The sequence below is a fragment of the Glutamicibacter sp. V16R2B1 genome (genome assembly GCF_005774635.1).
Taxonomy (GTDB): Bacteria; Actinomycetota; Actinomycetes; order Actinomycetales; family Micrococcaceae; genus Glutamicibacter; species Glutamicibacter creatinolyticus.
Genome location: NZ_VATX01000008.1, coordinates 15304 through 35911, shown reverse-complemented (window position 1 = coordinate 35911; position 20608 = coordinate 15304). Strand labels below are relative to the sequence as shown.

The 20608-nt window shown below is 65.6% G+C and carries 16 protein-coding genes, 1 tRNA gene and 1 riboswitch; of the genes, 7 read left to right on the top strand and 10 right to left on the bottom strand.

Annotated elements, in window-relative coordinates; all coding sequences use genetic code 11:
* Positions 1 to 32 precede the first annotated feature (32 nt).
* A complete protein-coding gene (locus FDN03_RS05315; RefSeq protein ID WP_246049702.1) occupies positions 33 to 1235 on the top strand; it encodes an ROK family transcriptional regulator in 1203 nt (400 codons plus the stop codon).
* Between the two features lie 109 nt (positions 1236 to 1344).
* Here the strand turns inward: FDN03_RS05315 and FDN03_RS05310 are convergent.
* Together FDN03_RS05310 and FDN03_RS05305 are read right to left on the bottom strand one after the other, a co-directional pair.
* A tRNA-Arg gene (locus tag FDN03_RS05310) sits at positions 1345 to 1418 on the bottom strand.
* Positions 1419 to 1507: 89 nt separating this feature from the next.
* On the bottom strand, positions 1508 to 2149 hold the full coding sequence (locus FDN03_RS05305) for a hypothetical protein (RefSeq protein WP_138174818.1): 642 nt from the start codon (positions 2147 to 2149) through the stop codon (positions 1508 to 1510).
* Between the two features lie 62 nt (positions 2150 to 2211).
* On the opposite strand from FDN03_RS05305, the gene pcrA reads away from it, so the two are divergent.
* The 3 genes from pcrA (at position 2212) to sucD (ending at position 6907) form a co-directional block, all read left to right on the top strand.
* Complete coding sequence (gene pcrA / locus FDN03_RS05300; protein WP_138174816.1) at positions 2212 to 4593, top strand: DNA helicase PcrA; 2382 nt, start codon at positions 2212 to 2214, stop codon at positions 4591 to 4593.
* Positions 4594 to 4821: 228 nt separating this feature from the next.
* Entirely contained in the window at positions 4822 to 5988 is a 1167-nt protein-coding gene (gene sucC / locus FDN03_RS05295; RefSeq protein WP_138174814.1) for an ADP-forming succinate--CoA ligase subunit beta, read from the top strand.
* A gap of 16 nt (positions 5989 to 6004) precedes the next feature.
* The gene (gene sucD / locus FDN03_RS05290) at positions 6005 to 6907 is read left to right on the top strand and encodes a succinate--CoA ligase subunit alpha (RefSeq protein WP_138174812.1); all 903 of its coding nucleotides are present in this window, start codon (positions 6005 to 6007) and stop codon (positions 6905 to 6907) included.
* A gap of 229 nt (positions 6908 to 7136) precedes the next feature.
* On the opposite strand, the gene FDN03_RS05285 is transcribed toward sucD, so the two are convergent.
* The 7 genes from FDN03_RS05285 to FDN03_RS05255 all read right to left on the bottom strand — a co-directional run bounded on the left by FDN03_RS05285 (position 7137) and on the right by FDN03_RS05255 (position 15952).
* Entirely contained in the window at positions 7137 to 7421 is a 285-nt protein-coding gene (locus FDN03_RS05285; protein ID WP_138174810.1) for a hypothetical protein, read from the bottom strand.
* Positions 7422 to 7624: 203 nt separating this feature from the next.
* The gene (locus FDN03_RS05280; protein WP_138174808.1) at positions 7625 to 10996 is read right to left on the bottom strand and encodes a DEAD/DEAH box helicase; all 3372 of its coding nucleotides are present in this window, start codon (positions 10994 to 10996) and stop codon (positions 7625 to 7627) included.
* A 127-nt stretch (positions 10997 to 11123) separates the two neighbouring features.
* Positions 11124 to 12227: a VIT1/CCC1 transporter family protein gene (locus FDN03_RS05275; protein ID WP_138174806.1), complete on the bottom strand. Its 1104-nt coding sequence runs from the start codon at positions 12225 to 12227 to the stop codon at positions 11124 to 11126.
* Positions 12228 to 12261: 34 nt separating this feature from the next.
* Complete coding sequence (locus tag FDN03_RS05270) at positions 12262 to 12585, bottom strand: hypothetical protein (RefSeq protein WP_138174804.1); 324 nt, start codon at positions 12583 to 12585, stop codon at positions 12262 to 12264.
* Positions 12586 to 12604: 19 nt separating this feature from the next.
* A riboswitch (SAM riboswitch) is annotated at positions 12605 to 12719 on the bottom strand.
* A 13-nt stretch (positions 12720 to 12732) separates the two neighbouring features.
* Positions 12733 to 13320, bottom strand: a complete 588-nt coding sequence (locus FDN03_RS05265) for a DinB family protein (RefSeq protein WP_138174802.1) — start codon at positions 13318 to 13320, stop codon at positions 12733 to 12735.
* Between the two features lie 44 nt (positions 13321 to 13364).
* A complete protein-coding gene (locus FDN03_RS05260) occupies positions 13365 to 14291 on the bottom strand; it encodes a 3,4-dioxygenase subunit beta (RefSeq protein ID WP_138174800.1) in 927 nt (308 codons plus the stop codon).
* 137 nt (positions 14292 to 14428) lie between these two features.
* Positions 14429 to 15952: a sodium:solute symporter gene (locus tag FDN03_RS05255; protein ID WP_138174798.1), complete on the bottom strand. Its 1524-nt coding sequence runs from the start codon at positions 15950 to 15952 to the stop codon at positions 14429 to 14431.
* A gap of 175 nt (positions 15953 to 16127) precedes the next feature.
* On the opposite strand from FDN03_RS05255, the gene FDN03_RS05250 reads away from it, so the two are divergent.
* The 3 genes from FDN03_RS05250 (at position 16128) to FDN03_RS05240 (ending at position 18972) form a co-directional block, all read left to right on the top strand.
* A complete protein-coding gene (locus FDN03_RS05250; RefSeq protein ID WP_138174796.1) occupies positions 16128 to 16691 on the top strand; it encodes a cupin domain-containing protein in 564 nt (187 codons plus the stop codon).
* 87 nt (positions 16692 to 16778) lie between these two features.
* On the top strand, positions 16779 to 17186 hold the full coding sequence (locus FDN03_RS05245; RefSeq protein WP_138174794.1) for a hypothetical protein: 408 nt from the start codon (positions 16779 to 16781) through the stop codon (positions 17184 to 17186).
* Positions 17187 to 17439: 253 nt separating this feature from the next.
* Positions 17440 to 18972, top strand: a complete 1533-nt coding sequence (locus FDN03_RS05240; RefSeq protein WP_138174792.1) for an amino acid permease — start codon at positions 17440 to 17442, stop codon at positions 18970 to 18972.
* 112 nt (positions 18973 to 19084) lie between these two features.
* Here FDN03_RS05240 and FDN03_RS05235 read toward each other — a convergent pair whose 3' ends face one another.
* Positions 19085 to 20587: a PucR family transcriptional regulator gene (locus tag FDN03_RS05235; protein ID WP_138174790.1), complete on the bottom strand. Its 1503-nt coding sequence runs from the start codon at positions 20585 to 20587 to the stop codon at positions 19085 to 19087.
* Between the last annotated feature and the right edge of the window lie 21 nt (positions 20588 to 20608).

Sequence of the window (20608 nt, the reverse complement as noted above, 5' to 3'; positions counted from 1 at the left end):
CGCAGATGCGACGGGGCACCAACTTAGGCCGTTTGGGAGACTTCAACCAAGCAGTCATTCTTGAATCAATCCGCCGGGCACCAGATGGGATCAGCCGGGTGGAACTGGCCGGGTCAACGGGGCTCTCCCCGCAGACTATTTCCAACGTGGTGCGGCGACTACTGGACGACGGGATTGTGCGTGAGGATCGCACCATCGTATCCGGTCCCGGTAAACCACGCACTGTCCTGGAGCTGGAAGGCAACCGTATGGTTGCCATCGGAATCCACCTGGACCCCAGCGTCCTGACCTTCGTGATGATGAACCTGCGCGGAGAGGTCATCCGGGAACGTCGCATCGATGTGCCCAACCTGGAAGTGGCCAGCGAGACCATCGAACTGATGGCGACTACGGTCAAGGAACTGATCGCCGAGGTGCGCATCCCGAAGAAGCACATCGTCGGTGTTGGCATCGCCGTTCCGGGTCCGGTGAACGTCGAGGATGGGGTCGTGCTCAACCCGCCGTTGCTGGACGGCTGGGCCGATGTGGACATCGTCGCACCATTGCGCAAGATGCTGCGCCTGCAGGTCATCATCGAGAAGGACACCATCGCCTCGGCGGTGGGTGAGCTGTGGCAGTCCAAGGAAGAGAAGACCGAGGACTTCGTCTTCGTGTACTGCGGTCACGGATTCGGCGCTGGCATTGTCTTCGATTCAGATGTCTACCGAGGCTCCAGCAACAACGCCGGAGAAATCGGGCATTACTCCACCGGACACAAGTCGATGTTCTGCGACGAATGCGGCGCCGATGACTGCCTGGCAGCAGGCACCTCATATGAGTATGTGGCCAAGAAGGCCAAGGAACGCGGGTTGGATCTGCCCTACAGCGACGATATGGGCCCGGAACAGCGTTCCGAGGGCTTGAATCACCTGGTTGAGCTCGCCCAGCAGGGCAATGAGATCGCCAAGGACCTGATCAAGGAATCCATGATTCTGGTTGGCGAAGTGGTTGGACAGCTGGCCAACTCGCTGGATATCCGTCAAATCGTTTGCGGCGGACCGCAGTGGGAGCAGGTCAAAGACTTTGCCGAGGAAGGCATGAGCGAGGCCATCCGCCGCCGCTTTGCGCTGCGCCAGGTGCATGACATTGAAACCCGCACCTCGGTACTGGGCTCGAAGATCGGTGCCATCGGTGGAGCCTGCGCGGTGATGGATGCTTCGCTATCGCCGAAGGCCACCGCCCTGCTGCTGCGCTAAGTCCGACGGTCCGCCGCGCGCCGGCCCTCGCCCTGCACGGTACTGGGGCGCAGTGACCAAAAAGAAATCGCATTCGACCACGGTCGAATGCGATTTCTTTCTTAAGGTGTGCCCCTGGCCGGAATCGAACCGACGGCCTACCCTTTAGGAGAGGGTCGCTCTATCCTACTGAGCTACAGAGGCAGGCGTTTCACACGCACGCACAACACTATCTTAACCGGTTACCCGCTCAGAATTCCCCTGTTCGGACCCGGACGCAGACTGATGGTTGCTTAGCGTTGTGTCGCCTCCGCGTACTTTTGGCGGAAGGTGCGAATGAAGCGTCGAAGTCCCACCACCACGATGGTCAGCGCGCTGATAATGAGCAGAGCCCATCGCAGGATGGTTAGTACTGAAGCAAGCTGGACGGCCGCGCCGTCAAGATCTGAGACAAACAGTGCGTCAATTGCCTGATTGCTCCACAAATCGACCACCACGAACAGCATCGGTGCCGCCCACGCCAGCCAGCGTCGAGAACGCGTGCGCACCCACTGGCCCAGGGTCAGCAGGCTAAAGAAGCCAAAGAGCAGTGGGAAGAACAGGCCCACGCTGCGGTGCACATAATTCAACTGGGCCACAGCATCCTCGTTCATCACCGAACGCAGGGTCTGAATCTGCTCTTCGGAAAAACCGAAAACGTACTGATCCGGCATCGGCTGACCACCGGACAGGTCGGCGAGCTGCCCCAAGGCCCACACGTGGTAGTAGAAGAACAGCAGTACCGAGGTGACCAAGCCTGCCGAAATCAGGATCATCGCATTGGACTGCGCCTTGGCCTCACTGCGCGGAGCGGCTGGATTCATCGGCGCTACGGGCTGCTGCGCGAACTGTGAGGGTTTGCGGTATTCCTTGGATTTCCTGACCTTTTTTGCCATACCCCCATTATGCCGGGTGCATCGCGGCAAGTGTCCCAGGTGCGACGTAGACTGGCACCACCATGGATTTTCTCTTTGACGACTTCACTCCCGAACCGGCAGTAAAGCCCCTGCCGAATGCCGATGAACTGTTGGTTGGAATGAATCCGCAGCAGGCCGAGGCGGTGAAGTATCACGGCGGGCCGCTGCTGATTGTCGCCGGTGCCGGTTCCGGCAAGACCCGTGTGCTGACCCACCGAATTGCCTACCTGTTGGCCACCGGCCGGGCCCGCGCTCACGAGATCCTCGCCATTACCTTCACCAACAAGGCCGCCGCGGAAATGCGCGAGCGTGCCTCCGACCTGATCGGTGAAGAACAGTCAAAGAAAATGTGGATCTCAACCTTCCACTCCTCGTGCGTGCGCATTCTTCGCCGCGAGGCTGCCACCATTGGGCTAAAGTCGAGTTTCTCCATCTACGACTCTGCCGACAGCCTGCGACTGATCACCATGATCGCCAAGGGCTTGGAACTGGATCCCAAACGATTCACCCCCAAGGCCATCGCGCACAAGATCTCCTCGCTGAAGAACGAGTTGATCGACGAGGAGGACTACGCTTCGTCAATCAACACCAATGATCCGTTCTCCCGTGCCGTGGCTGAAGTGTACCGCGGTTACGCTCAACGACTGCGCTCCGCAAACGCGCTGGATTTTGATGACCTGATCGCCCAGGTCGTCTACATGTTCCGTGCCTTCCCGGCGGTGGCGGACAACTACCGGCGCCGGTTCCGCCACGTGTTGATCGATGAATACCAGGACACCAACCATGCCCAGTACGCGCTGGTGCGCGAACTGACTGGCCCCCAGGGGCAGACCCCACCGGGGGAACTGACTGTTGTGGGCGACTCGGATCAGTCGATCTATGCCTTCCGCGGCGCTGACATCCGCAACATCGTGGAGTTTGAAAAGGACTACCCCCAGGCAGCCACGATCAAGCTGGAGCAGAACTACCGTTCCACCCAGAACATCCTGTCGGCGGCCAACGAGGTGATTAAGCGCAATCCGGAACGCAACGCCAAACGGCTGTGGACCGCCAGCGGGGACGGTGAACAGATCGTTGGGTATGTAGGGGAGTCCGAGTCCGACGAGGCCCGGTGGATAGCGGAGGAAATCCTGCGGCTGAACGACGAGCAGCAGGTGCGTCCCGGAGATGTGGCCATCTTCTACCGCACCAACGCCCAGTCCCGTGCGCTGGAAGAGCAGCTGATGCGCGTGGACCTGAAATACCGGGTGGTTGGCGGCACGCGCTTCTACGACCGCAAGGAAATCAAGGACGCATTGGCCTACCTGCGGATCCTAGTCAACCCGGACGATGACGTAAACGTGCGGCGGATCCTGAACGAACCCAAACGTGGCATCGGCGATCGGGCCGAAGGCGCGGTGGCGGCCCTGGCCGAGCGGGAGCGAATCACTTTCATGCAGGCGTTGCGCCAGGCCGAGCAGGCACCGGGCCTCGGAACGCGCGGGCAGAAGATGATTGCCGCATTCGTCTCCATGATTGATGACCTGCAGACCGTGGCCGAGGGATCCGGGCCGGCAGAGGCGCTGGAAGCGGTACTGGAACAGACCGGATACCTGGAAACGCTGCGCGCCTCCAACGACCCGCAGGATGAATCACGCGTCGAAAACCTGGCCGAACTGGTTGCCGTGGTGCGCGATTACGTCAATGAAGAGCCCGAGGGCGGGTTGGAAGGCTTCCTGGAACGCGTGGCCCTGGTCGCCGACGCCGACCAGATTCCTGAAGCCCCCAGCGACGCGGAGGGTGCAGCCATGGCCGCGCAGGAAGGCATGGTCACCTTGATGACCCTGCACACGGCTAAGGGGCTGGAGTTCCCGGTCGTGTTCCTCACCGGCATGGAACACGGCGTATTCCCGCACCAGCGCTCAATGACGGATGAAAAGGAACTGGCCGAGGAACGCCGACTGGCCTATGTGGGGCTAACCCGAGCCCGGGAACGGCTCTACCTGACGCGCTCGGAACAGCGCAGCCTCTGGGGACAGTCGCAGTACAACCCGGCCAGCCAGTTCCTGGAGGAGATCCCAGCCTCCCTCATCGACTGGAAGCGCGAGGGATCGGTGGGCGCATTTGGGGGCAGCTGGGGCAGCGGCTCCGGGTCACTGAACTTCGCCACCAGCCGGTACGAGCGCGGCAGCCACTGGGGCGCGGGCACCTCGGCGCCCGCTGCCAATCGGGTGGCGGCACCGGTGTCCAAGCAACGTGTCCAACAGAACAAAGACATCGTGATTCCCAAGGTGGGCCAGCAGGTCAAGCATGCCAGCTTTGGGCAGGGAACGGTGTTGGCGTTGGAAGGGGCCGGGGATAAGACCGTGGCCAAGGTGCAATTCCAAGACTCCGAAAAACGTCTGTTGCTGCGTTATGCGCCCCTGGAACTGGTCGATGGCTAGGGCGCATTCACGCCCGTTGGCCACCGGCTGGGACCGAAAACACGTGACTCCGTTTTCTCTACGGCCGGTAAAACTGTGAACTATCGGAAAGTCGCGCTAGTCTGAGAGATGCGCACGGGCCAAGGCGCCGGAAATCACGCCGACGTGTTGCTCTGCGCTCTCCATTGGGTGCGGTGCATTGCATCGTGCCGTGAGTCAGCTTGAACTTCGAACGAAGGACACATACCCGTGGACCTGTATGAATACCAGGCGCGCGATCTTTTCGAGGCACACGGCGTTCCCGTGCTTGCCGGCATCGTCGCCTACACTCCCGAGGAAGCCAAGGCCGCCGCAGAGAAGATTGGCGGCGTCGTTGTTGTCAAGGCTCAGGTCAAGGTCGGCGGCCGTGGCAAGGCCGGTGGCGTAAAGGTCGCCAAGACCGCCGATGAGGCCTTCGAGCACGCACAGAACATCCTCGGTATGGACATCAAGGGCCACACCGTGAACAAGGTCATGATCGCCCAGGGTGCCGACATCGCCGAAGAGTACTACTTCTCGGTGCTGCTGGACCGTGCCAACCGCAACTACCTGGCCATGTGCTCGGTGGAAGGCGGCATGGAGATCGAGCAGCTGGCCGAAGAGCGCCCGGAGGCACTGGCCCGCATCGCCGTTGACCCGCTGGTCGGTATCGACGCAGCCAAGGCCGCCGAGATCGTCGAGGCTGCCGGCTTCGCCGAGGAACTGCGCGGCAAGGTCGCCGAGACCTTGCAGAAGCTGTGGGTTGTCTTCAAGGAAGAGGATGCCACCCTGGTCGAGGTCAACCCGCTGGTGAAGACCGGCGCCGGGGACATCGTTGCCCTGGATGGCAAGGTTTCGCTGGATGACAACGCCTCAGAGGTCCGTCACCCGCAGCACGAAGAGCTGGAGGACAAGGCCGTAGCCGATCCGCTGGAGGCCAAGGCCAAGGCCAACGGCCTGAACTACGTCAAGCTGGACGGCGAAGTGGGCATCATCGGCAACGGTGCAGGCCTGGTCATGTCCACCCTGGACGTCGTCGCCTACGCGGGCGAGAACCACGGCAACGTGAAGCCGGCCAACTTCCTGGACATTGGTGGTGGCGCCTCGGCAGAGGTCATGGCCAACGGCCTGGACGTCATCCTGAACGACCCGCAGGTCAAGAGCGTCTTCGTGAACGTCTTCGGTGGCATCACCGCCTGTGACGCAGTGGCCAACGGCATCGTGGGCGCACTGAACACCCTGGGCGACTCGGCCAACAAGCCGCTGGTGGTTCGCCTGGACGGCAACAAGGTGGAGGAAGGCCGCGCCATTCTGGCCGAAGCCAACCACCCACTGGTGACCCTGGCAGCAACCATGGACGAGGGCGCCGACAAGGCCGCCGAGCTGGCCAACAAGTAAGAGGGATTAGCGAACAATGAGCATTTACCTGAACAAGGACTCCAAGGTCATCGTCCAGGGCATCACCGGCGGCGAAGGCACCAAGCACACCGCCCTGATGCTTAAGGCCGGCACCAACATCGTCGGCGGCGTGAACGCCCGCAAGGCCGGAACCACCGTGACCCACGGCGAGAAGGACATCAAGGTCTACGGCACCGTGGCCGAGGCCAAGGCCGAGACCGGCGCTGACGTGTCGATCGTCTTCGTGCCGCCGAAGTTCACCAAGGATGCGGTCGTCGAGGCCATTGAGGCCGAGATTGGCCTGGTCGTGGTCATCACCGAAGGCGTGCCGGTGCAGGACTCGGCCGAGTTCTGGGCGCTGGCCCAGTCCAAGGTCGACGAGAACGGCAAGCAGATCACCCGCATCATCGGCCCCAACTGCCCGGGCATCATCACCCCGGGTGAGGCCCTGGTGGGCATCACCCCGAACAACATCACCGGCTCGGGTCCGATCGGCTTGGTCTCCAAGTCCGGCACCCTGACCTACCAGATGATGTACGAACTGCGTGACCTGGGCTTCTCCACCGCCATCGGCATCGGCGGCGACCCGGTCATCGGCACCACCCACATCGACGCCCTGGAGGCCTTCGAAGCTGACCCGGAGACCAAGGCCATCGTGATGATCGGCGAAATCGGCGGCGACGCCGAGGAACGTGCTGCCGAGTTCATCAAGGCGAACGTCACCAAGCCGGTTGTTGGCTACGTGGCTGGCTTCACCGCTCCGGAAGGCAAGACCATGGGCCACGCTGGCGCCATCGTCTCCGGCTCGGCCGGCACCGCCCAGGCCAAGAAGGAGGCCCTGGAGGCCGCTGGTGTGAAGGTCGGCAAGACCCCGAGCGAGACCGCTCGTTTGCTGCGCGAGGTGTACGAGGCGCTGTAAGCTGCCTGGCACCCGCACTGCGGGCCTGAAAAACCCCACTGCCTTAAAACCAATTGGTTTCAAGGCAGTGGGGTTTTCCGTTATCTTCGGCAGGTGCGGTGTGGGGGGGGCGTCCGCAGCAGGACGCGACGATCCCTCCAAGAGACGGATGCGGGAAGGCCCCAGCGCTGCCCCTGCGGACCCCTCTGCGGCCGTACCGGGGACGGTCACCGTCCCCGGTGAGCGGCGCCTAGTCGCGCAGCCCGCCAGCCGCGTCGGTGTCCACCCGGAGGAAGGAGGAGCCGACCACCACGAAGGCCCCAGGAATCAGCAGCATCCGGTGCTTCGGGTTGTAAAAGATTTCGGTGAGCGAAGCGGCGACGACCCGGCGCAGCTTCTCCAGCAGGTGAACGTTTTCCAGGACGAGCTGTTCCTGCTCAGTTTCAATGACCACACTGTTGTGCTCGGTGCTGACCCTGGCAGCTAACCAGTCGTCGCTCGGGGCACCTAGCGTCTCCGATTTAATCAGGGACACGGATATGACCGCCTTCGGTTCTTCGTTGTTTTGCCGAACGTCATTGTTGGCAAATGGGCGCGTGGACTGGTGCTCGCCTGTGTGGGGGACGTTTGGCACCGTGCACGCATATCGAATATAGCGCCCCGGACTGACAATAAGCTGATTTGATGACAATGTTTATCACACTGTTATGCCAAACGGTGGACTGAGCGGGCAGGCCGCTATTCCAGCAGGTCGCGGATGTCCTGCGCGGTGAGCGACTTGGCGAACCCGTCGGCTCCGTCCATGACCGTGGAGATCAGCTGCCGCTTGTTTTCCTGCAGCGCCACCACCTTCTCCTCGATGGTGCCCTGGGAAATCAGCCGGTAGACCATCACCCGGTTCTGCTGCCCAATGCGGTGGATCCGGTCAATCGCCTGGGCCTCAACGGCCGGGTTCCACCAGGGATCCAGCAGGAAGCAGTAGTCGGCCTCGGTCAGATTCAACCCGAACCCGCCGGCCTTGAGGGAGATCAGGAACAACGGGGCGGTGCCGGCCTTGAAATCCTCAATGACCTGCGAGCGGTGTCGGGTGGAGCCGTCCAGGTACTCAAAGGCGATGCCCCGTTCGGTCAGCCGCTGGGCAAAGACCTTCAAAAACGAGGTGAACTGGGAGAACACCAGCGCACGGTGACCCTCGCTGATCACGTCCTCCAGGTTCTCGAACAGGGCATCGAGCTTGGAAGAGGAGATGTCTGCCAGCTGCGGGTCGACCAGCGCCGGGTCCAGGGCGAGCATCCGCAGATGGGTTAGCGACTGGAAGATCGTGAACCGGTTGCGGTCCATATCCTGCACCAGATTCAGAATCTTCTGCCGTTCCCGGTTCAGGTGCGTCTCATACACATGCTGGTGCTCGTCGTTCAGCCGCACTAGCACCTGCTGCTCCTGCTTGGCCGGCAGGTCAAGCACCACCGACTCCTTGGTGCGCCGCAGCATGAACGGCTTGATCCTCCGGTGCAGCAGTGCCAGACGGTCCTTGTCGCCCAGCGTCTCAATGGGCCGGGCGAATTGCCGGTTGAACGTACTGGTGCTGCGGAAGAGCGAGGGAGCCACCAGTGCCAGCAGGGCGCCGAGTTCCCCCAGGTTGTTCTCCATCGGCGTGCCGGTCACTGCCAGCTTGAATGGGGCGCGGATTTCGGCCGCAGCGCGGTGCGCCTTGGTGTTGCGGTTCTTCACGAACTGCGCCTCATCCAGGATCAGGCCCGCAAACCGGGGAGCGGCGTACGCTTCGTCGTTCAGGCGCAGCAACGTGTAGGTGGTCAGCAGCACGTCATTCTCCGCGACCAGTTCGGCCAGCCGCCGCTCGGAGGGCAGCTTGCCCTCGATGCTGGTGACCCGCAGCGAAGGCGCGAAGCGGCGGATTTCCATCTCCCAGTTGGAGACCACCGAGCTGGGGGCCACGACCAGGAAGGGAGCCGGGGTGCGCTGGGCTGCTGGCAGCTGCTGGCGTGAGTGCGGGTGCTCCCACAGCTGCCGGGCGTGGAGCATCAGTGCGATCGCCTGCAGGGTTTTGCCCAGGCCCATGTCATCGGCCAGGATCGCGCCGAATCCGCCGCGGTAGAGCCGTGAGAGCCAGCCGAACCCCTCCAGCTGGTAGGGGCGCAGCTCGGCCTGCAGGCCCTCGGGCAGTGCTGGAGGCTCCTGCCCGGCAATGTCCAGCAGTGAACGCATCCGGGCGACGAACACATCGGCGCCGTCGATCCCGTCGGCCAGGTCGTTCAGCTCCTCGAACAGGGAAACCTGGAAGACCGAAACCTTCAGATCCGCGTCCTTGGGCTTGTCGTTGAGCATCTGGGCCTCGTCGACCAGGGCCTTGAGCTTGGCGAAGATCGGGTGGTCCAGGGAGAACCAGCTGTTGTCCGGCAACTTGACCTTCATCGCCCCGTTGCTCAGGGCCTCCACGATCGTGGAGAACGGGACCTCATGGGAGCCGACCGTGATCAACAGCCCCAGGTCCAGCCAGTCGTTCTTCTCAGAGTCCACGGCATTGATCTTCAGTTCGGGCAGCTCCGACAGCTTGCGGTAGACCGGGCGGACGCCGGTTTCGTTCAGCCGCACCCGCTGTTCTGCGCGCAACGCCGGAACCGTGTAGGAGACGAAGTCAATCAGCCCGTCGCCCTGGTAGATGCGCGGATCCAGGGCATCGTTCTCCCGCCCGGTGCTTTCAAGCAGCACCCGGTTTAGCAGCGCGCGCAGCAGCTCCTCCTGCGCCTGGTCGGGGACGACCTGGTCATCGGGGATTCCCGGGTAGCGGATGGCGAAGTTGACCTCGGCCAGGTCCTCGGCGAGCCGCGCCGGGGCACCCTGCCCGCTCTTGTCCTGTTCCGGCCGGGTCTTGGTGTAGTGGATGTCCACCGCCAGGTAGGGCGGCTCGAGTTCGGGCAGCACCAGGTCGGGGGAGGCACTGCGCAGCGGGAAGCGGCGGGCCAGGCGCGGGTAGGCCCGGGTGAAGAACTGCTCCTGCTCCGCGGCCGGGATCCGCAACGGGGTGCGGTTCATGAACCAGCGCCGGTGTTGGGCGGCGATGGGCTGGGCGCTGGGTGCCAGCCAAATCCTCCGGCTGTCCTGCGGCTGCAGGTAAAAGCCGTGGTCCCCGATGGTTCCGGCGGGACTGTCCGGGTCCAACTCATGCTCCTGCCCGTCCAGGGTCAGGGTGCCGCTAAGCAGCAGGGCGTCGTCCTCACGGGCGGCCTGCAGCTCAAATTCCGCGCGTGCGCCGACCTGCACCTCGGTGTCGTTGCGGGTGCCCATCAGTTCGATGCCCAGGTGCTGCGCCTCGTTGAGCATCGGCCAGAGCAGGGGTGAGGAATAGTTGTCCAAGAACAGCCAGTCCTCGTCCTGCTTGAACTGCAGCTGCGTGTTGCTGCGGGCCAGGGCGGCGAAGCGGGTAAACCAGTGGTGCTGTGAGTACAGCAGGTTCCAGCCGAAGGTCTTGTACACGATGGTGGTCCAGCGCAGCTGACCGCGCACCCAGCGGCCGTCCGCGCCGCGCACCATGGGCCGCACCCCGAGGCGGAAACGCTGGTTGCGGTTCAGGAATTGGGTGGTGCCCGAGGGCAGCCACTGCTGTTGGGCCTGGTTCTTGACGTCCAACACCAGGAACTGCAGCCCCATAGGGTTGACCGGGTCCGCGGCCGAGCGGGTCACCCCGATGGGGTTGAGCGGGTCGGCCTGTTCAAACCAGTCATCGATGCTGCGTTGCCAGCCGCGCTCCGGCTGCTCCTGCACCTGCTCCTGCGCCTGCCGGGCCGTGGCCAGTTTGTTCGCCGCCAGCACCAGGGCCGCCTCGTGGCGGCAGGGCCCCTCCACCTCGCAGGTGCACTGCGCCTGGCGGATCTGCCATCCCGTGGTGGCCCGTTCCAGCTGCACCCGTGGCTGGAACGTGTCGTTCTCGTCCTTGACCTCACCACGCAGTTCCGCATTATCCGCAGCAAAATGCACGCCACTGACGGCGCCCGGGGTGCCAGCCAGCTGCTGGCCCAGGAAGTATGGCAAGTTTCCCAGGTAGGCAAGCAAAGTCCTGCCATCTACCTGCGGGGGTACGGCGTTGGTCATCCTCTCATCGTTTCACGTTCGGAGCTGGCAGGGAAAGTTGGGGTCATCGAATGTGCACAACACCTCCGCGCCGCCGGATCCCCGCCCGCGTGCGCACCGGCCGGCGGGCGCAACCCGGCCGAATGGGCTAGGCGACGGGGGCGCCGAACAGCAGACCCAGGCAGTAGGTCACCGCGGCGGCGCCCCAGCCGATGGCCAGCTGGCGCAACCCGCGCTTCAGGGGCGAGGCCCCGGAAAGCAGACCCACCACGCCGCCGGTAAACATCAGGGCCGCTCCCACCAGGACGGCGGCCAGGATGATGGAGGGCAGCCCGGACATCCCGAAGATGAACGGGAGGATCGGCACGACCGCGCCGGAGGCGAAGAACAGGAACGAGGAAGCCGCCGCCCCCGGGGCCGAACCCAGTTCCTCGTGCTCGCGGGCCAGCTCCTCACCGCGCAGCTCCGGCTGCAGTGAGAATGAGGGGTTGCAGTCGCAGGTGAACAGCCCCATGCGTTCGGCGGCCCGGTGCTCGGCGTCCTCATCGCTCATGCCGCGCGCCTTGTAGATCAGCACCAGTTCGTTTGCGTCCAGGTCCAGGTCCTGCGCCGCGGAGAGCGTCACCTGGGTGGGCCGGGAGGCGGTGAGCAGTTCACGCTGGGAACGCACCGAGACATATTCGCCCGCCGCCATGGACAGCGCGCCGGCCAGCAGGCCGGCGATGCCGGCGAAGAGGACGAAGGAGGAGGCCACCCCGGTGGCACCGATGCCCAGCACCAACGCGAAGTTGGAGACCAGCCCGTCATTGGCGCCGAACACCGCGGCCCGGAAGTTGCCGGCCAGCCGGGTGCGCCCGGCGGTGGCCAGGGCGCGCACCACTTCCTCGTGCACCAGTTCGTCGGCGGCCATGTGAGCCGGGGCGTCAGCGTCCTTGGCGTAGGGGGAATCTCCCTCCGCGCGCTGGGCCAGGGCCAGCACGAACACCGACCCGAAGTGCCGGGCCAGGAAACGCAGCACGGTGCGGCGCAGCGAGGGGCGGCTGGGTCGGGCCTGGTCGCCGAGCAGTTCGCGCCAGTGCGCCTCATGGCGGGCCTCGGCTTCGGCCAGTCCGAGCAGCACCTGGCGTTCCTGCCCGGTACGCCGCGAAGCCAGTTCGCGGTAGATCGCACCCTCGGCGATCTCATCGGCCAGGTACTTGCGCCAGCGCCGAACCTGCGCCGGGGTGGGGGAAGAAGGGGGATTGACGGTCATCACGGCAGTGAATCTCCTCAGTCAGGCCTCCTGCCTACAGCAGCTGTGGCAGGGGACGGACCCCGCGGTGCTCCGCGGCGCGTCCGTCATCGGCATCCAGTGTAGTGACCGAGGGGTGGGCGGGGAATTTGGCAAGGCTAAAAGCTACCGGACGCCCGCCGCTGGTGCCGCGCCGGGGCAGGAACACCAGCAGCCGCCCGTGGGCCGGATCGAACCGGGCCGGGCCGGCCGCGCGCGTGAGCAGCCGCAGCAGCCGTTGCGGCTCACTGGTGTGCAGCACCTGCCAGGCGCCATGGAGGGTAAATTGCACTTCTCCGCTGTGCAGGTCGATCAGCGGCAGGACGGGAACGGCGTGCATCGCAGGCACCGGCCTTTCAGGCTAGCTCTTGCCCGGGCACAAGCTGGTGCCGCGGACCGCTTCCTCATCCGAACCACCCATGAACCTGGGGTTGGTGTGCGGCCAGTCGGAGCTTGGCGCCGCATCTCGTGAAGCTACGTTTCGATGCTACACGGAGTCGGCGATCTTCTTCAGCCGTGCGTAATGTTCCTTCCACTGCTCGTCACTGAACTCCGGCAGGTTCCCGTTCTGCGCGGACAGGCCCGTCTGCCCGTCAATCAGTTCGCGCACCAGATCCAGGTGCCCGGCGTGGCGGGAGGTTTCCTCCACCATGTGCAGCATTAGGTGCTCCAGAGTGGTTTCACTGTCCTCACCCCACCAGGGCACCGAGGCCGGGGCGTCCAGCTCCAGTTCCTCGAAGGCGGTACTGGCCGCGTCGATCGCCTGGCGGTAGAACTGCAGCACGTCGGCGGCGCCGGTGTCCGCCTCCACCACGAAGTCCGCCATCGGGTCTTCGGAGGTGAAGGCCTGCACGGCCCGGGGACTGTCCACCGGGCGTTTGAGGCAATAGCTGAAGTAGCCGAATTCCATGACCGCCAGGTGGTTGATGACCCCCAGGACGTTGGTGCCGCTGGGCACCATGGGCCGACGCAGCTGGGCTTCGTCCAGATTCTCGGCCTTCCACAGCGCCGCCTGCCGGGCATGATCCAGGTAGCGGCGCAAACGCTGCTTGCGCGCGGTGACTTCGCTGTCCATGGGCTGCAGTCTAGTGCAGCAGCCGCCGCGGCAACAGGGGGTGTTTACGGGGCAGCGCTCGCCGCGGGCCGGGTCGGCGGCCGGGCGCCGGGGCGCTCACCGGCGCCCGGCTCCTGCCCGGTACCCGGTGTGGTGCGGGTATCGACCGGGACCTCCAGGCTCACCCGGTAGCCCTCGGTGTTGCTGCCGGTGACGGCGGCCAGCTGGCTGGCGCCGGCGCCGGCGTCGTCGCCGAAGACGTTGTCGCTGCGCAGGCTCACCGCGGCCAGGTTCTTGACCGAGGGCTCATAGCCGACGGTGGCGTACACCTGCTCGCACGCCTCTTGGGGCAGTGCCACTTGGGAGGTGGCGATCGCGTTGGCCGCATCGGTGACCGAATGCTCGTCCGGGTAGATTTCAAAGTGGATGTGCGGCCAGCGCCCGGCATAGCAGGCCGGGAAGATGCTGGTGAAGCGCACCATCCCGTTCTGGTCGCTGAGCTGCACGCCGCGCAAGTAGTTTTCCTCCTGCACCCCGGTGGAGTACATCGAGTAGCGGCCCTGGCGGTCGCACTGCCAGACGTAGACGGCCACCCCGATCATCGGGGCGTTGTCCTTCGCGCTGTCCAGGATGCGCAGCTGCAGCTGCATGTCGATGCCCTGGGCGGTGTCTGTGGCGCCGTCGAAGCTGGAACGGATATCGCTGCGCACGATCCCGGAACGCTCCAGCACGTCCGGTCCGTTGGACCCGTCCGCGGGGTAGGGGCCGGCCGTCTCCTCGGGGATTTCAGCCGCGTCCCGTGAACCGGTTCCGGCGGTGGGGGCGCAGGCGGACAGGGTGAAGGCCAGGGTGCCCAGCCCCATGGCGGTGAGCATCTGGCGCCGGTCGATCAGGGTCTGCACGTCAAACCCCAGCCCCTGATCCTCCAAGTCTTCGCCCGGGCGGGGCAGGGGGCGGTTGTTGAACCAGCGTCCTGGCGGGGTGGATGTCATGACGGCTCCTTTGTGCATCCGGGGCAGCTTTAAAACCAAGGGCACCACCGGGCCTGTTGCCCGATGGTGCCTTTGAGGATATGCACCGGTATTGGGTTCCGGCACAGCTGCGGCTATGCGGCCGCTATGACCTGTGCTTAGCGCACCGCGGAGTCCTGCACGCCCTCCACGCTGCTCTCGCCGGCCACCCGCCGATCCCAGCTGGCCAGCACCTGCGCGTCGGTGCGCCCGGTGGCCAGCGAGACCACGATGTAGGTCAACGCCGAGGCGAGCAGGCCGAAGTAGATCGGTTCGTTCGCGTACACCCCGTCGAACGTGTTCTTCGCCCCGATCTCCAGGTAGATCATCGTGCCCAGGGTGACCGCCGTGCCCGCGGCCATCGACCAGGCCGCGCCCACCCCGTTGCCGCGGCGCCAAATCAGCCCGCCGAGGATGGAGATCAGCAGCCCGCCGACCAGGATGTCATAGGAAATGGTCAGCGCGGCGACCACGTCGTCCACCACGATCGCCAGGATCATGATGACCACGCCCAGCCCGAACACCCACCAGCGGTTGTTGCTGACCTCGTGTTCCGGGTTCTTCTGCTCATCGCGCTGCAGGTCGCGGCCGAACCAGCTGGCCACAAACGGGGCGACGTCGGTGCGCGCCACGGTGGCGGCGGCGATCAGTGCGCCGGAGGCGGTGGACATCATCGCGGCCACCGCGGCGGCCAGCACGATCCCGCCCACGGCCAGCGGCAGCACCTGCAGGGCCACCTCGGCGTAGACCGCGTCCGGGTTCTGTTCGGCCTCGGCCGCGATCCCCGGCAGCGCCACGCGCGCGGCCATGCCGATGATCGCGCCGGCCGCGCCGTAGATGATGCAGTAGATGCCGGCCGACAGCCCGCCCCAGCGGGCCACGTTGTCGCTGCGGGCGGTGAAGACCCGCTGCCAGATGTCCTGGCCGATCAGCAGGCCCAGCCCGTAGACAACGAAGTAGGTGATGATGGTCTGCAGTCCGATGCCGTCCCACTGGAAGAAGGTGGCATCCAGGCGCTGCTGCATGGCCGACCAGCCGCCGCCGGCACCCAGCACGAAGGGCAGCATCAGGAAGAAGACGCCCACGGTCTTGATGAAGAACTGCACCTGGTCGGCCAGGGTGATGGACCACATCCCGCCGATGGAGGAGTAGATCAGCACAATGCCGCCGCCGACCAGGATGGCCAGCCAGCGTTCCCAGCCGTAGAGCACCATGAAGATCGTGGCGTAGGCGCCGGTGGAGGTGGCGCACAGCATCAGCGTGTAGGCCAGCATGACAATGCCCGAGGTGTTGGTCGCGGCCCGGGAACCGTACCGCAGGGTGAGCATCTGGGAGACGGTGAAGATCTTCAGCCGCTGAATCTTCGGGGCGAAGAACAGTGAGAGGGCCGAGACCCCGATGCCGATGGCCACCACCAGCCACATCCCGGAGATGCCGTGGCGGTAGCCCAGGCCCACGCCGCCCACGGTCGAGGCCCCGCCAAGCACGACGGCGGCCATGGTTCCGGTGTACAGCACCGGTCCCAGCCGTCGGCCGGCCACCAGGTAATCGCTCGTGGAATGGGTGCGAGACTTGCCCCACCAGCCGAAGGCCAGCATGCCCACGAGGTATAAGGCGACAATGCCGCCGTTGATGTAATCCATTGAACTTCCCTGTGATGAAAATGACGCTCCATAAAGAATGACAGCAAAAACAAAAGATGTCTATCGGTAAACGCGAGGTGAGTCACAGAACGTCGCGGATCCACCGTCGCCGCGTGCGGGAAATATGAGGTCGCCCACTACAGTGGAGGCAGGAACTCAGATGCGCGGAGGAAAAATGAAGGCGTTGCCCGTCGAGCCCACCGGCTCATCGATCAAGATTGGCAGCCGACTGCGCGTGGCCCGGCAGGGCCAGCGCCTGACCATTGACCAGGTCGCGGAAATGGCGGGGCTGACCAAGGGCTTCCTCTCCCGCGTGGAGCGTGATCTGACCAGCCCCTCGGTCGCCACCTTGCTGACCCTGTGTGAGGTGCTGTCCATCGAAGTAGGGGAGCTGTTCACGGTCCCCGAGACGAAGCTGGTCAAATTGGAGGCCGCCCCGCGCATCTCCCTGGGCGGGGAGGGGATCATTGAACAGCTGCTCACCCCGCGCACCGAACGCCGGGTGCAGGTGATCCGCGCCGAGATCGCGCCGCACGGTGCCGGGGAAGCCGAGCTGTATTCCATGGACTGCCAGGTTGAGGTGCTGCACGTGCACTCCGGGCACTTCACGCTGATCCTGAGCGAGGAGCGCATGGAGCTACAGGCCGGGGACACCGTGACCTTTCCCGGGAGGGAGCCGCACAGCTGGATCAATCCCAGCCCCGAGCCGGCGGTGGTGACCTGGACCCTGGTGCTGTAGTCGCTGCCGGGGAAGAGCGCCGCGCCGGGCTATCCTAGACAAGGCGGGAAAACCGCCGGGCCAGGCAGGAAGACGGACGGGAGTGCGGTGAACGCAACGCAGCCAACGGCAGCCGAGGGCTCCGTGCCGGTCATCCCCTGGTGGTTCTCCGCGGTCCTGGGCATCATCATGGGCGTCACCCTGACCCTGATTCGCACCCAGCGCTACTTCTTCATCGTCGGTGCCGGAGTGCTGGCGCTGATGATCTTCGTGGTGGGGATCCTGACCATCCGCCGCCGCCAGCGTCACGCCGAGCTGATGCAAAGCCGCACCAGCCTGGGCTACCTGCTGTGGATGCTGGTGATCATCATCCTGGCCGGTCCGGTGCACACCATCTACCTGGCCGATGAGCCCACTGAGCTGTGGCTGAAGTCGGTGCTGCTTTCGCTGGGCTTCACGGTGGCCATCCGGCAGGTCGACCGCCACCTGGTCGCCCATTCACGGCAGCGGAGCTAACCCGCCGTTCCCCGCCCCCGATAATGGAATTGGCGCGTCCGCGTCCAGCGCACCGTCAAGTGCCGGAGTCTTCTGGCGGGGCCGCATTGGATTCTCGCGGCCCGGCGGGGAGGGTTGCGGCACCCAGGAACGCCGCGTGCTGCGGCGGCCCGACCTGGGCACTATGACCCACGCCCTGGATGAACTATCCCTAGCCTGTGCCCCATCGGTTCCCTAATGTGATCTGCATCATTGAATGCGGGAGGGAATCGCTATGACGACATCGGGTGGGGCGCCGGCGCAATCCGGGGCCGGACTGAAAAAGGTCCTGGGCAAATGGGACATCCTGGCCATCGGCGTGGGCGCCATGATCGGTTTCGGCTGGGTGGTGCTTACCGGTGACTGGATCACCAGTGCCGGTCCGCTCGGCGCGGCCCTGGCCATGGCGGTCGGCGGTGGCATCATGGCCATCGTCGGGCTGACCTACGCCGAACTGGTGGCCGCCATGCCCAAGGCCGGCGGGGAACACAACTACCTGCTGCGCGCCCTGGGCGCGCGCTGGTCCTTCGCCGGTTCCTGGGGGATTGTGGGCGGCTACATCACCATCGTCGCCTTCGAGGCAGTGGCCCTGCCCAAATCCGTGGCCTACATCTTCCCGCAGATCAACCAGGTCAAACTCTGGGACATTGCCGGTTCGGAGGTGTTCCTGTTCTGGGCGCTGGTGGGGGTGGCCGGGGCGGTGGTGATCACCTGGATCAACATCCGCGGCATCAAGACGGCGGGGATCGTGCAGACCTTCGTGGTGCTTTTCCTCTTCCTCATTGGAGCCATGCTGCTCACCGGGGCCTTCGCCGGCGGCCAGGCATCCAACATGGAGCCCTTCTTCCTCAACGGCACCGCAGGGTTCTTCGGGGTGATGATCATTGTCCCGTTCATGTTCGTCGGCTTCGATGTCATCCCGCAGTCCGCGGAGGAATGCAATATCGCCCCGCGCAAGATTGGGCGCTATGTGATCATCTCCGTCATGATCGCCACCGCCTGGTACGTCATGGTCATCATGGCCACCTCGTCGGGAATGAACGCCTCCGCGCTGGCCGGCTCCGATCTGGCCACCGCCGACGCCATGGGTGCCCTGTTCAATTCCGACACCATGGCCAAGGTGCTGATCGCCGGCGGCATCGCCGGAATCCTCACCTCCTGGAACTCCCTGCTGATGGGGGCCTCGCGCCTGCTGTTCGCCATGGCGCACTCGGGCATGCTGCCGCGCTGGTTCGCCTACCTGCACCCGAAGTACCGCACCCCGTCCCATGCGCTGCTGTTCATTGGCGGGCTGTCCGTGCTGGCCCCGTTCTTCGGCTCGGCGATGCTCGGCTGGCTGGTGGACTCCGGCTCCCCGTCCATCGTGGTGGCCTACCTGCTGGTGGGGGTGGCCTTTGTGATCCTGCGCCGGCGCGAACCGCAGATGAACCGTCCGCTGCGGGTGGGTGGACGCGGAAACTTTGGTCAGCTGATCGGCGTGCTATCGGTGCTGTTGTGCGCCTGGCTGATCAGCCTGTACCTGCCGGGCATGCCGGCGGCGATCGGCTGGCAGCCCTGGGTGCTCTTTGGCAGCTGGTGGCTGCTGGGCATGATCTTCATCCTGCGCATCCCGCGCGGCATCACCCCCGGCGAGAACGCCGAAATGGAGCTGATGCAGCTGATGAGCATCCGCCAGCAGGCCAAGCTGGGGGCCAGCGGCCCGGATGCGGTGGCCGCCCGGGCCGCCCGCCCCAACCGCCAGCGCGCCGCCCAGCGCGACGGGCGCTAGCCCGCCGAACCAGGCAGCATGGACCGGCTGCGGCGCAACCCCAGGGGTTGGCCGCAGCCGGTCCATGCGCCGTTAAGCCCCGGGCAGGCCGATGCCGTCCGGGGGCTTGGGGCTAGGGTTCTTCGCGTCGAATGGCCAGCCACAGGCGGGCGGCGACATCCGGGTCATCCAGGTTCTGCTGCAGCAGCTTGCCGGCCGTGGCGATCCGCAGGCGCAGCGAATTGCGGTGGATCCCCAGCTGCCGGGCCGCCTCCTCCCAGGTGCCGCGGCTGGCCAGGTACGCGCGCACCGCGGGCAGCAGGTCGCTGCGCTGATATTCGCGCAGCGTGCGCACCCAGCCAGCCGCGGTCGCCTCGGTCTCCCCGCCGGCCCCGGTGATCATCCCGGGCGGGGCCTGGGACAGGGCCAGGCGCATCCCGGGCAGGATGCCGGGGATCTCGGCCAGTCCCACCGGTTCGCTGAGCACCGCGCACGCGTGCCGCGGCGGTGCCGGTTCGCCAGGTGCGGGCGCCGGGCGGGCCGCCGGCTCCCCGGCGCTCGACTCGGACAGCACCAGGTACCAGGTGCCGGCCTCACGCAACGCCAGCCGGTGGGTGGACAGGGCGGGCAGCCGCCAGGCCAGCCGGAGGTCGGGGGTCAGCTGCTCCAGCTGGCGCAACGCATCGTGGGCCTCGGTCTGGGGCAGGGTGGCGGCCAGCAGGCGCACCGGCGCCTGCAGCTGCCGGTCCAGGCCGAGCTGCTCACCGACCAGCACCGCGGCGTGGTGCTCGCCGTGCAACAGCAGCCGGGTGACCGCGGCCCCCAGTTCCCGGCGTGCCTCCTGTTCGGTGGCGCGCTGGCGGGCCCGCATGCTCAGCAGCGTGGCCACCGTCATCATGACCTGGCGTTCGGCACGGGTGACGGGCCGGTCCGCGCACACCGCCAGGTAGCCCGTCAGCCGGGGACCGCTGAGGATCGGGTAGACCACCACCGCTTCGCCGGCGATCTCAAAGGTCGCCGCCGAGGGCATGTCCACGCGGGCAAAGCGCCGACACTCCTGGCGCAGCTGCGCCAGGTGGACGGCGGCCGCGGCCGGCCAGTGGGCTTCCGGGCCGTCATCCACCCGCAGGTAGGCGGCCCACCCGCCCAGTGCCCGGGCCAGTTCGCGGATGACCGAGCTGTCCGCATCCGCCCGGTTCGCCGCCCGGGCCAGGGCCGTCTGGGTGCCCAGGCTCTCCATCAGGTTGCTGGCGTCGCTGCGCGCGCTCAGCCGCCAGTAGGCGCGGGAAACCTGCTGGAAGGGGACCTCATCGGGCACCACCCCAAGCTGGATGCCCAGCCGCTGGCAGCCGGCCGCCACCCAGGAGGGAACCTCGTCCAGCCACGGCCCCAGCCCCAGGCCCAGGCTGGTGATTCCATGCGCGGCCAGCCGCCCCAGGTACTCGGTGCTGGCCTCGGCGGTGTCGGCGAAGGACATGCCCGTGGTCAGCAGCAGCTCCCCGCCCTCCAGGTAGGGGGTGGGGTCGGCCAGCTCCGAAATGTGGACCCCGGTGACCGGGTTGGCCCGAAACGTGGTGCCGCTGGCCGGGTAGAAGCTGCGCCCCAACTCGGTGCCCAATTGCAAAAGCGTGATCACGGTGCAAATTATCCTGTACGA